16 protein-coding genes and 6 pseudogenes are annotated in these 12,481 nt (G+C 36.5%); 8 read left to right on the top strand and 14 right to left on the bottom strand.

The window, feature by feature from the left end:
* The 13 genes and pseudogenes from ACFINY_RS08775 to ACFINY_RS08715 all read right to left on the bottom strand — a co-directional run.
* A partial coding sequence (locus ACFINY_RS08775; RefSeq protein ID WP_375612552.1) for a type II toxin-antitoxin system HicB family antitoxin occupies positions 1-116 on the bottom strand: 116 nt, incomplete at its 3' end.
* The gene (locus ACFINY_RS08770) at positions 113-313 is read right to left on the bottom strand and encodes a type II toxin-antitoxin system HicA family toxin (protein WP_375612550.1); all 201 of its coding nucleotides are present in this window, start codon (positions 311-313) and stop codon (positions 113-115) included. The genes ACFINY_RS08770 and ACFINY_RS08775, both read right to left, overlap by 4 nt.
* A gap of 67 nt (positions 314-380) precedes the next feature.
* Positions 381-917: a hypothetical protein gene (locus ACFINY_RS08765; protein WP_375612549.1), complete on the bottom strand. Its 537-nt coding sequence runs from the start codon at positions 915-917 to the stop codon at positions 381-383.
* A 10-nt stretch (positions 918-927) separates the two neighbouring features.
* The gene (gene ssb / locus ACFINY_RS08760; RefSeq protein WP_375612548.1) at positions 928-1,380 is read right to left on the bottom strand and encodes a single-stranded DNA-binding protein; all 453 of its coding nucleotides are present in this window, start codon (positions 1,378-1,380) and stop codon (positions 928-930) included.
* A 135-nt stretch (positions 1,381-1,515) separates the two neighbouring features.
* Positions 1,516-1,896, bottom strand: coding sequence for a helix-turn-helix domain-containing protein (locus tag ACFINY_RS08755; protein ID WP_375612551.1), 381 nt, complete (start codon positions 1,894-1,896; stop codon positions 1,516-1,518).
* A gap of 38 nt (positions 1,897-1,934) precedes the next feature.
* On the bottom strand, positions 1,935-2,384 hold the full coding sequence (locus ACFINY_RS08750; protein ID WP_375612547.1) for a hypothetical protein: 450 nt from the start codon (positions 2,382-2,384) through the stop codon (positions 1,935-1,937).
* Between the two features lie 341 nt (positions 2,385-2,725).
* A pseudogene (locus ACFINY_RS08745) lies at positions 2,726-3,233 on the bottom strand (hypothetical protein).
* Positions 3,220-3,568 (bottom strand): annotated as a pseudogene (locus ACFINY_RS08740) (hypothetical protein). The pseudogenes ACFINY_RS08745 and ACFINY_RS08740 overlap by 14 nt, the downstream one beginning before the upstream one ends.
* A gap of 206 nt (positions 3,569-3,774) precedes the next feature.
* Positions 3,775-3,957, bottom strand: coding sequence for a hypothetical protein (locus ACFINY_RS08735; protein ID WP_375612546.1), 183 nt, complete (start codon positions 3,955-3,957; stop codon positions 3,775-3,777).
* 237 nt (positions 3,958-4,194) lie between these two features.
* The gene (locus ACFINY_RS08730; protein ID WP_375612545.1) at positions 4,195-4,350 is read right to left on the bottom strand and encodes a hypothetical protein; all 156 of its coding nucleotides are present in this window, start codon (positions 4,348-4,350) and stop codon (positions 4,195-4,197) included.
* Positions 4,351-4,891: 541 nt separating this feature from the next.
* Positions 4,892-5,065: a hypothetical protein gene (locus ACFINY_RS08725; protein WP_375612544.1), complete on the bottom strand. Its 174-nt coding sequence runs from the start codon at positions 5,063-5,065 to the stop codon at positions 4,892-4,894.
* Positions 5,066-5,210: 145 nt separating this feature from the next.
* A pseudogene (locus ACFINY_RS08720) lies at positions 5,211-5,722 on the bottom strand (crossover junction endodeoxyribonuclease RuvC).
* A gap of 83 nt (positions 5,723-5,805) precedes the next feature.
* Positions 5,806-6,126, bottom strand: a complete 321-nt coding sequence (locus tag ACFINY_RS08715; protein ID WP_375701009.1) for a hypothetical protein — start codon at positions 6,124-6,126, stop codon at positions 5,806-5,808.
* Positions 6,127-6,176: 50 nt separating this feature from the next.
* On the opposite strand from ACFINY_RS08715, the gene ACFINY_RS08710 reads away from it, so the two are divergent.
* From ACFINY_RS08710 to ACFINY_RS08675, 8 genes and pseudogenes are all read left to right on the top strand, one after another.
* Positions 6,177-6,827, top strand: a complete 651-nt coding sequence (locus ACFINY_RS08710; protein ID WP_375612543.1) for a S24 family peptidase — start codon at positions 6,177-6,179, stop codon at positions 6,825-6,827.
* Between the two features lie 131 nt (positions 6,828-6,958).
* Positions 6,959-7,120, top strand: coding sequence for a hypothetical protein (locus ACFINY_RS08705; RefSeq protein ID WP_375612553.1), 162 nt, complete (start codon positions 6,959-6,961; stop codon positions 7,118-7,120).
* 85 nt (positions 7,121-7,205) lie between these two features.
* On the top strand, positions 7,206-7,331 hold the full coding sequence (locus ACFINY_RS08700) for a hypothetical protein (protein ID WP_375612542.1): 126 nt from the start codon (positions 7,206-7,208) through the stop codon (positions 7,329-7,331).
* 182 nt (positions 7,332-7,513) lie between these two features.
* Positions 7,514-8,124: pseudogene (locus tag ACFINY_RS08695) on the top strand (phage antirepressor KilAC domain-containing protein); the annotation flags it as partial.
* A gap of 937 nt (positions 8,125-9,061) precedes the next feature.
* Positions 9,062-9,840: pseudogene (locus tag ACFINY_RS08690) on the top strand (ERF family protein).
* A gap of 1 nt (position 9,841) precedes the next feature.
* A pseudogene (locus ACFINY_RS08685) lies at positions 9,842-10,466 on the top strand (lambda exonuclease family protein).
* Between the two features lie 68 nt (positions 10,467-10,534).
* Positions 10,535-11,023: a DUF488 family protein gene (locus tag ACFINY_RS08680; protein WP_375612541.1), complete on the top strand. Its 489-nt coding sequence runs from the start codon at positions 10,535-10,537 to the stop codon at positions 11,021-11,023.
* A 96-nt stretch (positions 11,024-11,119) separates the two neighbouring features.
* Positions 11,120-11,323, top strand: a complete 204-nt coding sequence (locus ACFINY_RS08675) for a helix-turn-helix transcriptional regulator (protein WP_375612540.1) — start codon at positions 11,120-11,122, stop codon at positions 11,321-11,323.
* Between the two features lie 207 nt (positions 11,324-11,530).
* Here ACFINY_RS08675 and ACFINY_RS08670 read toward each other — a convergent pair.
* On the bottom strand, positions 11,531-12,481 hold a 951-nt coding region (locus ACFINY_RS08670; RefSeq protein WP_375647779.1), incomplete at its 5' end, for a tyrosine-type recombinase/integrase.

The raw sequence follows: 12,481 nt of genomic DNA, 5'->3' as shown, positions 1-12,481 counted from the left end.
TTTGCGATTAAATTTTCTTCCTCATCAGCAGCAGAAAAAAGTCCCTCAAAATCAGGAAACTGAACACCAAAAGCAGATTCTTCATCTTTATGAACAAGAGCAAAAAATCTTTTCATTCTTCTTCTCCTTCTTTTAACCAGCCTGCTTGTTGTGCGATAGAACGTGCTGTACCAATCGGAAGATTTTTTTTAGGATGTGGAACGATAACAACCTTATCATCTTTTTTAAATTTATGATGAGAACCTTTCACTTTGATAAGTTCAAAGCCATCACGCTTTAATTTTGCAATGATTTTTCGGCTATCTTGTTCCATTACCTAAACTCATAATGTGTAAATATATACACATTTTAATGATTTTTCATCTGATGTCAATTCTTTTTTAATGGCTAAAATGCTTATGAAGCGCATTAAGAACAATACGCAAAGAGCTAACAAGATGTGTTAACGATTGATCTTCTATAAAAAGATATTGTAATGCAGCGTAAAGATTATACTGTCTATAGAGGTGTTGTGTTTCTTTGATAACCTCTTTCGTCTCTTCATAACAATGAGTTGCTCTTTCAATCCACCGTTTTTGTGCCTCCTCATTTGATGAAGGAGTAAAGTTATCATAAATTGCATTAGGCAATTCTTTTGCACATAGATAATTGTTTTTCACTTCAAGATATTTTTGTGCAGCATCATATTGGTCTTGATTGATTTCACCTTGCAAATAAAACCGCCCGATATAGGTTCCGGAAAGCGGATTTTTAGCCTCTTCTATGGTCAAGCCAAAGCGTTTGGCACGCATTTCAATTGCCAATTTATCCATGGGTTTATGCGGTGTTTTTGCTCGTGAGATGCGTCCGTTTGGTTCTCTGATACATCCTTTAATCCGAGGACGTTCGCTTTTTGTACGTTTTTTTCTCTTTGTCATATGTTATCAATCAGAATGGGATAGCATCATTAAGAGATGTGCCATGATCAGTAGCACCTGAAGCGATAGCATAATTTTGAGAAGTAATGGGTGAGGGGGTAGGGGATGCTGATTGCTCTTTCTTTGCATCAAGCAAATAAAATTCGCCTTTGAATTGTGGTAAGACAATCTCTGTTGTGTAGCGGTCATGCCCATTTTTATCTTGCCATTTGCGTGTCTGTAATTTTCCTTCTATGTAAACCTTTGAACCTTTGTTTAGATATTGAAGTGCAATTTTTGCTAAATGTGGATTAAAAATCACCACGGAATGCCATTCTGTTTTCTCTACTTTTTGATTGGTTTTTTTATCTGTATAGCTCTCAGAAGTCGCTATACTAAAATTGACTATTTCTTCTCCAAAATTCATTGTTTTGCTTTCGGGATCAGCTCCAAGGCGCCCGATTAACGTCACTTTATTTAGCATATTTGTAGCTCCATTAGATTAGCAATTTATACATAAAAAATCTTAGAATGATTTGCATATTTATTCAATTATTTCAAAATGATATTATTGTTTTTAACATATAAAATTATGTTTACAGTGTATAAAATAAGGAGATCAAGGTATTCTATTCTGCAAGCACTGTTTTTTTTCTACTTTCTCCATGAGTTCATTGCACTTTGTCAGATCTTGTTGTGAAAGAGACTTAAAAATTCTAACAAACGTGTTAGAAATTTCATGGTTAAGTGGGGCAGAAGAGTTCATTGTAAAATTCTTATGACAAATATTTGCTTCTTTTCTCAAGATAGAGGCTGTTTCTTTATCTAAAGCATATTTCTCAATGATCTTTTCTTCCATGTCAGCAGGTATAGGCTTTTTGCCAATTTCTACAGAAGATAAAAATGCTATAGATACGCCTAATTTCTTAGCCATATCTAATAGACGTTCTGTTCGATCAATACGAATTTTACGTAATGTTTTGCCAAATGGTGTAAGCATAAGCATTTGATTAAAGCTCCTATTAATGCAGTCTGCAATTAAGCTGCTTTGAGAAGCGAACCTATATTCTTTTCTAAAAATTGAGGTACTTTGATTTTAGGTGAAAAAATCATCAATTCGGTAGCTTTCCTTTTCTCTTGTAGAGAATATTGTAAGCTAAATTCTATTGAGAGATATTGCCTATACAATAATTTAATTTCTTCAACGTTGTCATAAATAATTAGCCAAGGTGCTGTCACATGTTGGGAGATGACATTCTCTAAATTGTGGTGATCATTAGCTTTGTAAAACCAAGTACAAAGCCCTTTTCCTTTTTTAAAACAAGGAGGGTCCATATAAAAAAAGGTGTTTTCATCAGTTCCATAACGCAGCAAAGATTCCCGTGCATTTAAACGAGTTAAATGTATTCTATCTTTTTGTATGTACCATTCTTCTAAGTTAATGGTCGTTGTATTGATTTTTTCTATTAATTCTTCTGTCTTGTGCAAAACGCAATACCAAAAGCTCCAAATGAACAGATCAATATCGTTAATGTGAATATCTTTAACTTCACCATTAAAAAAAGCTTTAGAGCAAGTCTACACCTGCCAGCAAATGGCTCTCTATAGGAACAGCCATTTAATGCTTTTTCTCAAATATTTCTTTGACTTTTCCATACAGTGCAGCCTTACCGCTTGGATATCTCAATGGTGAGCAGACATGAGTCATTGTTACGCGCCTTTTTCAATGATTTTTTGATGTTTTTGTTGATTTCATCTATGAACGTTGAGAAGAGACAATGCCATTTAATCTAAACAGTTTTATAAAATCGGAAGTTTTACTATGGCTTTTAAACTGAGCACTGTAGTGGGTAAATAGATATGTTTATTAAACTGCGTGTACGTAACATAAGAAACAATACACAAACTAAAAAGGAATACCAAAGAGCAATATCTGAGTACCAAAGTAAAGTATCCCAATGGAAAAGAAAGCTTGTACTCCACATACCTAGAAATGACAGGTAAAGAAACCGTTTCTTTATAACTATTTGGGAAAATTAAAACGACAAACGCTAAACTTATTAGTTTTAAGAGTCTGTGCAAATACTGTTGTAAATCACGTGTTAGTTTCACCCAACCCGTTGTATCATCACCTTTATATTTTGGGTTGCTCTGCAATTCAGAAGGAATATGAGAATTGCATAAAATTGCAAAAACAGTTGTGACTATTACCAAAGAAACAGATGCGAATGTCAAAATACTTTGAATAAAGTAAGGATTTTTTTTAATTCCTAAAAAACATAAAAATATAAAAGTTATAATGCCAAACAAGGCTCTTAGCTGTTTATCTGTAAACATATTTATTTCCTGCGGTTTTCGATAATTTTTTGATCTCTTTATTGATCTCGTCTATAAGAGGTTCGTAATTGAGAACGCTTTTCGGAATAGCACCACCGTAAACCCATGCTTTCACCTGCGCTTTGGTACTAAAATCCGCATTCTGGTGTGGTATAATACTGGCCGCCATCAAACTTTTCACATTATCTTGTACCGTCTTCATATTTGTAGAGGTTGTAAAAATACTCTGCCGCTCCGTCCCCCCCCCAAGGAACATAACCAACAGCTGTTGCAACAAACTCTTTTTGCATTGGCTGTTTACGCTTTTTTAAGGACAGGTCTTTTAATATTCTCATGTTTTTAGTCCATAATTTTACCAATTGGTCTATTTACCTTAAATTTGACCGTACAGAGCGTTTTGTGTTTAATTGTAGTAAAAAACTTCAAATCTCTTTGTACGGTGCCTTTTTGTCGGTTTAAACACATATCTAATCCCAAAATGATCAGCGCTTTTCACTAGTTTACTAACCTGCAATGTTTTTCACTGTTCCCCCAAGACCATTTAAATTCCTTCAAGCTTTTGCTTTTCAACTAACGTGAGTGGTCTTGAATTCTCTCTCATTGCCTTTTCTTTCAGCCTTTTTTCACGGGTGCTCAAAACAGTCTTGCGTACACTTTCGGCTTTTGAAAGAAGGGTGTTTTCTACTGTCTGGCAATAAGTTAAAAGCTCTCCACAAGTTGGCATAAATGTTTTTGATATCCCAATTGCTTAACCCGTTACGATATTTTCGACGCACTTTTTCATAGCATATGACGAAATGCGGTCCAGCATCATGCCATAGGATAAAACGATGGCTTTGGCGTCTGTATTCGCAGGGACTCTCATGGCTTGAGAGTAGGAAAGAAGTTTGCTCAATCTGCTTAACTGAAGCTTTCACAGAAAGCAACGCTTGTAGATGATTCAAGCATCTAAGGTTTGCGCCTACTCCTGTTTCGTCAATGTATTCCCAGCTTTCAGCGTCAATGGATGCCCCGGACTGATCATTTCCATAATCTTTTCCAGATGAGAGATGATCTCTGAGTTCGTTGAAGCCCTCTGCAAACTGTTCTGTGAAAGTTTTATGAGTGAATTTTCCATAATGACCACCTAACCGTTTTTCCTGTTCTAATCTTGCTTTTTTCTTTGCTAGCGTTCCGATAGGGCTTGTAACCCAATTGTACCAAGTCCTTTGCCAATCCCGTTTGTTTGCATTTTTATTTGGATTTGCTATCCAGTAATTTGTGAACCGTTCGAATTCTAACAGCGCCTCATCATGGGTTAGCCTTTATCAATTGCGTATTGCAAATTAGGTTCAAAATCCTCAGGTAAGCGAAAATCATCTTTTGATTTAGTCCGCTTCGCTTTTTGGGGAACGTTCTTTTGCTTGTGATTGGGAGGTTGGTTTTCTACATCCGTTGTGATTTGCTCTGGTTAGCTTCCGCAAGCATGAATCTCTATTGACTCATGAACCTGTTCGTTTGTTTCTAAATTTTCAGAACAATTTTTTTTTTTGCTAATACGATAGTATTAGTTTTTATTATAACTGTTATTGTTTATGTTATATATGGGCATCATTAAGCATTGCTTTAGCATCGTTAAGCATATCACAAGCATCATTTGTATGTTTATCCCATCTTGCCTACGCTGCTTTCTTTGCTCTCTCTGATAACGTCTTTGACCGTGACGTCTTCGATACCTTCTCTAAACTCTCATTAGAGTTATTGAGTTCTTCTTCAACTTTTAAACTCCATAAACACCCATCGTCTAAACGTTCGATATGACCTGTGCTTATTAAAACTTCTAACGCTTTCATGAACATTTTTACTGAACAGCCAGTGTAATCAGCCCGGACCTTCATATTATTTAAAAGTGGTTTTCCAGTATAAAGCATTTGCAAGCGTAACTTTATGTAAACTTTGCACTCAAAGGGAAATAAACAAGCAAGATCAAGAATCCATTTATCTGCAAATAGCCTCCGTCCACGGTAATTTATTGGACATGTATACCCCCCCTTCTTTCATTAAATATAAAATTGCTAAAGCATCTGCTTCGTTGTCGTCTTTAGGCGTATGTCCTTTTGTACACACCACCTTAATCATTTCTTCTTTTGAGGCGTTACCTTTTCCTGTTGTTGCCTTCTTAATTGTGCCAACAGGAATGCCTTCATATAGTATCTGATGATGTTCACACCACGCTGTTAAGGTTGCTAGAAAGCCTCCGTAAATATGAGAAGCGTTTGTACCCACATGCCGGCGCACCTCTTCAAAATACACCGCGTCAATTTCATCAACGGACCTCTTTAGTTCAGTGAGCCACCGTTTAAAGCGTAAATAACGCATACCACCGCCTTCAAAACGGCGTGATTGAAAATCTTCTGTATCGCTTGTTATGTGACCATCTGCACCACGATCGCCCAGCCTGTCTTGGTTCCTAGATCAAGACATAAAATAGTTTGTGCGTTAGTGATCATAATCCCCCTTAAGGCTCTACGTATTTATGCGTGCGCATGGTGACGCGTAATCTATTAATTTGATCTCTTTATTTAATGCTTGTTTAAGAGTGTGAATGATGCTGTTGATGTTCATTACTATCTGTAGAAGCAGCAATAAAAGCAGATTGTGAAGATAATTTAGAATCACATGATTGCGTCCTATAAAAAAACGAGAAAAAGTCTTCTGCCTTAATCGGTGCTCCAATTCTTTTGGCTTCATTCAAAAGAATTGGGATATGTTTTGTTGGAATTCTCCCACCAGTTCCCCCTTTTGATATAGGACGGAGCCAGGCATACACGCGTGTTCTATGAACCCCAAGCAGCTGAGATACTACCCTACGAACCCCACCTAACAGATTTATTATTTCCGAAAATTGTTTCATAGCACATTATGTAGCGATTATAAAAACAATATCAAGAAGGAAAATTTATAATGAAACTACATGTTGCTAAATTAGAAAATGACGATTGTATACAATGTACCTACAATAAAGATATGACAATAAGTATCTCGCAATGGTTACAAAATGCCTTATCTGAAGCTGGATTAAGCCAATTAGGGCTTTCAAGACAGCTAACCGCTTCTTTAGGTCGCTCAATAGATCGTGCTGCCGTCAATAAAATGCTAAAAGGAACAAGAGATATTTCTGCTCGAGAATTATTAGAAATATCAAAGCTTACAGGTGCTTCTATTCCCACTAATCACTTAGTTCCTTTGATCGGATCTGTAGGAGCCGGAGGAGAAATAATCGCAATAGATTCTGGTTGTCTAGAAGAAGTAGAAGCCCCGCCATCTGCTCCTAAAGGAACTGTTGCTGTTCGCGTGGTAGGTGATTCTATGTTTCCAGTCATTGAAGAAGGAAGTCTTCTTTTTTATTCCTATCATTTGCTACCAGAGGATCTTATTAACAACCGCGCTATCATAAAAACTAAATGTGGAAAAGTTTACATCAAAGTATTACGTTTCGGAAAAGAAAAAGGGAAATGGGTTTTATCCAGTATAAATGGAAAATATGCCGATATCGTAGATGTAGAATTAGAATGGTGTGCACCTATCGACTGGATTAAGCCAGCCAGAATATGAATTAATATTTTTATACTTCTCTTCAAGCAAGCCTTTAGTTTATTACTTTAAAAAAATTTTTCAAAATCGCTACATTGGTATCCATAAACCACGCACAAACAATTGCCAAGAGGCGTTAGAGAGGAGAAATTATGGAAAATCCAATTCTTATAAATTCTGATGAAATTTTATTAGTTGTCTACGATGATGATCAAAACATTGGTCGGTCAGGACCTCTGGATGAAAGCCAAGTTCTAGAAATTATTGACGAGGCAAATAATGAAATCCAAATCTTTCGCATCAATCCTTCTTAAAAGAGCTGCGAAGATATATCTGAAGATATCGCAGAATTTTATCTTAGAGAACATGAAGAACAGTGTTTTAACGGAAACATACCTCATGACGTTATTTTACACATCACAGCATACGTTTTTTTTAGACGATATAAAACAGCATGAATATAACGATGCAATGTATGATTCTTACGAACAACAACACCGTTTGCATCCTTGTGATGTGCTTTAAATTCTGAAGGGCGCATTTAAAAGCGCCGCCCCCTTTCATTCATCAATCCCATCAACATGAGGTTCGTAATGGAAAAGCCTATTGCTATCCAGCACAATACAATCAAACACGAAACCGTTCAAACGGTCAACGCACGTGAGTTACATGAATTTTTGGAAATGGGGAAAGATTTCTCTACTTGAATTAAGGATCGTATTCATCAATATGAATTTGAAGAGGACAGTGATTTTATAAAAACACAAGATTTGCGGTCCACAAAATTGGGGAGCGCAAAATCTAGAGCTGTTACAGCCATAGACTATCACCCCACATTAGACATGGCAAAAGAGCTCGCCATGGTAGAGCGTAATGAAAAAGGTAAACAAGCCCGTCAATATTTTATTGAATGTGAACGGCGTGCAAAGAAACCTTTAGACCTTGCAAACGCTTTAGAAGACTCTCTCTTTGTGAAAAAACTGCTTTTAGAAAGTGTCACACAATTAGAGACTTTAAAAAGTGAAGTGAGTATCCTTAAACCCAAAGCAGCTGCTCTTGAAAGTTTGCAATGTCACAACGGACTCTTCGGTCTTACAGAAGCCGCTAAAATACTCGAGATACAACCAAAACAATTCATTCTCTTCTTACAGCAAAAAGGGTGGTTTTACAGACGAGCAGCAGGTGAAAATTTGCTACCGTATCAAGACAAAATCCAAAAGCAACTTATGGATTGTCCGACCATCCACTTCAAACCGCAAATGGAATAGAAAAAGTTGTACCAGCAGCAGAAGGCATTGGTTTGCAGTTTCAAGAGCTTATAAAGATAAAGCATGCATTAAGAGCAACAATCATGGAAAAGAAATACGAAATGACTGATGAAACAATAGAGTTTGCTGGAAAAACTCTTCACTGAATTAAAGCCTTAAGAGATTTTGATGCTGTTAAAGCAGGCGACCTAGGCAGCTTTATACAAAAAGAAGACAACCTCAGTCATGATGGTAATTGCTGGGTAGGTGATGATGCAAAAGTCTATGGTTATGCCAAGGTTTTTGGTGATGTTTATATTGATAACATTTCTGGTATTTATGAAAATGCATGTGTTTTTGGTAGTGAATCTGTTACCAGAGAAACTAATATTTTTGGCAATGCGCAGATTTTTGGATATATTCGTGTTTTTGCCAATGCACAAATTTACGAAAATGCACAGATTTCTGGTGTTGCATTTATTAGTGGAAAAGCTAAAATTTATGACAGTCCATTGATTTCCATCAGAGCAAAAGTTGGAGGAAATGCCAAAATCCATGGTTATGCATTTATTCAGGGAAACGCAGAGATCATCAATGATGAAATCATCACAAAGGGCGAGAGGCAATAAACCGTGGAAAAAAATACGAATTTACTGATGAAATAGACATTCTCTATCGTCGCCCAGTTCGTCGCATGCGTGCACTGAGAGACTTTGGAAGCGTTTGTGTTGAATCCAATGCACATATTTTCGATAATACGCAAGTTTACGGAATAGCCGAAATTCACGGCAATGCAATATTTGTGAAAAAGCTCATATTGGTGGTGATGCTGTTGTATGTGGTAACACATGTATTTCAAGCAACACACATATTAGTTATAATAGAAAAGCCCGAACATATCCCTAGGAAAAGACAGAGCGTATAAGCCCTTTCTAACAGCCAAACCAGCCTTTTAAAACATGCGTGATTCACGTCACACGTGAATTGCGCGTAATGGAGAAAATCAAAATGAGTGCACAAAACACTAACCTAATAGAAATTGAAGAAACACATCATTTAGCCGTCGAACAAACTGCTATGGAATGTATTTTAAATAAAGCCTTAGAAAGTGACGTCAGTATTGACCGCTTAAAGCGTCTTCTTGATTTAAGAGAAAAAGAAATAGAACGACAAGAGCGCCAAAACTTTGTCCGTGATCTTTCGGCTATGCAAACAAAATATCAAAATATTGAAAAAACTCTACAATCACCCATACAAACAGCAAATACGCTATGCTTGATCAGTACATTGATGCTGTAAAGGACGGGCTTGCAAAATACAAATATATTAAACATTAAACAGAAAAAAACGTTACCATAGAAATAATTCTGTCTCATCCTTCAAAAATCAAATCTCAACAGAAGGAACATTTCCAATTGACAGTACAGGCTCTAAAAATAGCATACGATCAGTTGGTTTTACACTTACCTACGGGGAGATACCTGTTAGGCATGATTCTTAATGTAGCAAGTAAAGAAGACGATACAGATGGTCAACCGCGAACCAAAGAAGGCGATACAAATAATCAAAAAGTTTCCTCTAAACAGATAAAGCAAATCGAATAATTAATTAAAGAAACAGGGACAAATGAAATTAGTCTTCTCTATTTTGCAGAAGCAGGAAAACTAACAGATATGTCTTGTGAAAAAGCAGAATTGGTTTTGGGGCATTTGGAAAGAAGAAAAAATATTCAAAAAGAAAAAGCTCTACAATCGCTCCCATCACAAGAGCAACAAACGGCGGTGTGAGATGGAGCAACGAACAGCAGAATGATTTTCAAGCAAGTCTAGGGAAAGTCATCGCATCAAACATTTACAACATACTCAATAAAAATACAAAAGGATTGCCTACGAGCAAATATGAAGACTACAAAATCAAACTCATAACAGAGCGTTTAACAGGCGAAATAAGCCCCTATTATGAAACTGAAGATATGAGATGGGGTATCGAACATGAAGAAGATGCCTTGAGAGAATATGGCTTCATTTATGATGCCGATATAACAAAATGCGGCTTTATCCAACACCCCACAATAGAAATGGCGGGTGCTAGCCCCGATGGTCTCATTGGAGAAGACGGTTTAATCGAAGTCAAATGCCCGAGATCAGTAACACATATGCGCTTTTGTATAGGTGACGAAATCAAACCAGAATATCACGCACAAATGCAATTCCAAATGGCTTGTACAGGACGAAAATGGTGTGATTTCGTAAGCTATGACCCACGTTTTACGAGGGAATTCTTTCACTTACGCATGAAAGTCAAGCGTGTTCTCCGTGATGATCAACAAATTGAACAGATCAATCAAGCTGTTGAAACCTTTTTAGCAGAGATAGAACGAGAGATAAAACAACTCTCAACAAAAGCTGCTTAACCTTATGGGGGTGTTTTGTTCCCCGCATATCTACGAGCATCCCCACCCATTTACTAAGGAAATTAAACGTGTGTAACACAAAACATATTATCATACAGCCTGCTAAAGATGAGGAATTTTGTTTTTTTACCATTGGCTATGAAGGTAGGTCCCTTGAGAATTATCTTAGTTGTCTCATAGAAAACAATATCAAAACTTTATGTGATGTTCGTAAAAATCCAATAAGTAGAAAACACGGATTTTCAAAAAGACAATTAGAGCAAGCTGTAAACAACATTGATATTGAATATATGCATATGCCTGAATTCGGAATTGCCTCTGAAAAACGAAGAAATTTGAAAAAACAAAAAGATTATGACCGCCTTTTTGAAGATTATCAAAATACAACTCTCAAGAATAATTCTTGTGCAATAAACAAATTATATAAAATGTTTTTAAACAAAAAGCGCGTTGCAATCACCTGTTTTGAAGCCAATGTATGCATGTGTCATAGAGGACAACTCGCATTAGCTCTTACTCAATTTCCTGATTGGAAATATGAAATTAAGCACATCTAAAAAATAAACTTGCAAATTTTTAAAAGTTGGAGTGCTTCACATGCCTTCCAGCACTCCCACCCATTTAATTAATATAAAAAAGAGAAAGGTAATGAGATGATATTTGATGATGGAGATAGATATGTAACGACACGTGAGTGTACACAGCTTTTTAGTGTATCCACAACAACGATTCGCAATTGGGTGCTTCAGGGGTTGTTTCCGGAGCCATATAAGCTAGGGAGAGCAGTGAGGTGGAGAAAAAAAGAGATCTTAGCCTTTACTCCAAAGAAAAATAAGGAACAAATAGGAGTAAATTAGATAAAGTTGTATAAACCGTAAAGGGTGGTCTAAAAGGTGGTCTAAAAACAGCTCTTTAAAGAAAAATTCTATATATTTCAATACATTAAAGATAAAATTTGGTGCCCAAAAGAGTTTCAATAATTTTAAATAAAATAAATGAGTTATTGCGATATGGGGGAAATTTATCATTATTGATTCCATTAATGTTTTTTATAGCACTATCCCTCATTTTTTTTGGAGCTTTTTTATCGCTTCTATAGCTAGCCTTTTGCGATCTGCGCTTTTTGTATAAAGAGATGCCATGTTGTCGTCGGTCCATCCAAAAATTGCCTTGAGTTGTGATACTGTTGCACCTGAATTAGCGGCGCGTGTTGCTGCTAATTTTCTTAAGCCATGTGCTGATTTTTTGATTCCCGCTACGTTACAAGCCTCACGAAAAAGGTTGCCAAAACTTTCTTTTACGAGTTTATTTCCGTTTTTTCCGCAAATGAATGTTTCATTTCCAATAGGACCAATTTTTAGAGTTTCTGCTAATTCAGGCAAAATGGGTAGAAAAACATCTGTTTGGAATTTACTTTTCTCTGTCTTGAGATGAATGATATTATCTTTGACATCGTTCCAACCAATGCGGACCGCATCACCACGACGCAAACCCGTGTAAAGAAGAACATCAATCCAGACGCGTTCATGTGAACCATGTGACCAATGGTGATAATATTTTTCAACATCTTCTTCTGTCCAAACAGCAAATCCATCTTTGTTGTTGAGAGGAGGTCTTTTTATTCCTAAAGCTGGGTTATTCTCCAGAAGTTCTTGATCGATCGCCCAATTAAAAAGTCCATTAAGTGCTTTTAGAAAATTTTGGGCAGCTGTTGGTTTTTCTTTGCGGCGTTCAACACCCGCTGTAATATGTGATTTCTTTATTTCTCTGTATGGAATGTTTCCTATAGCATCACATACCTTCATAAGGATAAGTTCTCTTTGTCTTTTCGTAGCTTTAGCAAGGCTATGCCAATGAACGCTGTTAAAGTATTGTTTAAGCAGCCATGCAAATGACCCTTCAACAAGTTTACCGGTTTTTGATTTAGGAAGTATAAGTCCTTGTAACTCGGCAAGTGCGCTTTTGTAGTTATCAACAAACTCTTGCGTTCCATAGGTACCGCGTATTCTAATGCG

This window comes from Bartonella sp. AA23NXGY (assembly GCF_042197165.1).
Taxonomy (GTDB): domain Bacteria; phylum Pseudomonadota; class Alphaproteobacteria; order Rhizobiales; family Rhizobiaceae; genus Bartonella.
Note: the sequence above shows the minus strand (reverse complement) of the source record. Positions and strands in the feature narration are given on the sequence as shown.